We start from the raw sequence: 1,482 nt of genomic DNA on the forward strand, positions 1-1,482 counted from the left end.
TAGGCCCTGTCCGGCCGATCTTGCCGGGCGCACGACGCCGGGCATCCCGCCTGGACGCACGCCCGAATCGCCCAAGTACGTCCAGTACGAGGACGATCCGGTCGTACGCCCAGCCGTGCGCCCAACGCCGCGCGCTGATCCGACAAGATCGACCGGACAGGACCTAGCGGAACGCCCGGGGCCCGGCACTCTCCCCCCGGAGGAGTGCCGGGCCCACCGGGCCGTCAGGAGGCGTCAGCCCAGCAGGTGCCGCAGCCGTTCGCCCGCCGAGCCCAGCACCGCGCGGGCCTCGGCCAGCCGGCCGGGCGTCACGCCGCCGTCGCGGGCCGCGTCGCGGACCTGGTCGCGGAAGCGGTCGAGCAGCCGCTCCAGCTCCCGGGCCGGGTCGCCGGCCGGGTCGGTGGCCGTCCACCCGGGCAGGTCGGCCGGGTCGGTGCCCATCGGCTCGTCCTTGTCCAGGTCGATCCGGGTGACGGTGATCCGCTCGCCCGGCGCGGCCGGGTCCGGCGCCGGGTGCCCCCAGCGGGCCGCGTCGGCCAGCCCGGACAGGCCCCTGGTCAGTTCGGAGAGCCCCTCGGCCAGCCCGGTCGGCCAGTCCCCGCGGGCGGCGTGCTCGCGCACCTGCTGCTCGACCCGGCGCTTGATCCGCAGCGCCTCCTGCTGTGCGGCGGTGCGGGCGGCCTTGGACTGCTCGCGCAGCCGGCGGGCCTCCTCCTCGGCGGCCTTCGCCTTGGCCTTGGCCGCCTTCTCCTGCTCCTTGGCCCGCTTGGCCTGCTCCTTGGCCTGCCGCTTGAACTGGGCGAACTCGTCCTTGGCGCGCTGCCAGGCCTCCCGGTCCCCCCACGGACCGGCCCACGGGTCCCCGCCGCCCTCGGCGGGCTCCGGCCGGGGCGCCTGCTTCGCCGCACCCCACAGCTCCTCGCGCAGGTCCTTGGCGCTGTCCCGGACGTCCTCGCGGATCGCCCCGGCGAGCTGGACGACCGAGTCGCGGATCTCCAGCTCCAGCTCGTCCAGCTCGCCCTGGCGGGCCGCCAGCTCGGCGCGCCCGGCGTCGGTGAGCCGGTAGACCTTGCGGCCGCCCTCGGTGCTGTGCGCGACCAGGCCCTCCTGCTCCAGTTTGGCGAGCCGCGGGTAGACGGTGCCGGCCGAGGGCGCGTACAGGCCCTGGAACCGCTCCTCCAGGAGGCGGATCACCTCGTACCCGTGCCGCGGGGCCTCGTCGAGCAGCTTCAGCAGGTAGAGCCGGAGCCGGCCGTGGCCGAAGACGGGGCTCATGTCAGGCCTCCTTGGTGAAGTCGGGGCCCTTGCCGAGGTCCGGGCCGGCCGGCAGCTCCTTGACGAGCACCGGGCCGTCGTCCTCGGCGTCGGGCCGGTGCAGCACCGTGACGGCGCCGGAGACGGTGGTCACCGAGAGGTTGCCGACGCCGTCGCCGAGCTGGCCGGAGAGGCGCTTGGCTCCCCAGCTGCCGCCGACCTTGAGCT

Annotated in this window: 1 protein-coding gene and 1 pseudogene; both read right to left on the minus strand. The window is 75.8% G+C overall.

Annotated features, from left to right (window positions below; translation table 11 throughout):
• Window positions 1-234 precede the first annotated feature (234 nt).
• Complete coding sequence (locus ABZ885_RS41040) at window positions 235-1,275, minus strand: PadR family transcriptional regulator (protein WP_360200295.1); 1,041 nt, start codon at window positions 1,273-1,275, stop codon at window positions 235-237.
• Between the two features lies 1 nt (window position 1,276).
• Window positions 1,277-1,482, minus strand: a pseudogene (locus tag ABZ885_RS41045) (hypothetical protein); the annotation flags it as partial.

The sequence above is a fragment of the Kitasatospora sp. NPDC047058 genome, from assembly GCF_040643935.1.
In the GTDB taxonomy this organism is placed as follows: domain Bacteria; phylum Actinomycetota; class Actinomycetes; order Streptomycetales; family Streptomycetaceae; genus Kitasatospora.

Coding starts and splice junctions, on each gene's coding strand:
- ABZ885_RS41040 (WP_360200295.1), bottom strand. CDS start 1,275: ATGAGCCCCGTCTTCGGCCACGGCCGGCTCCGGCTCTACCTGCTGAAG.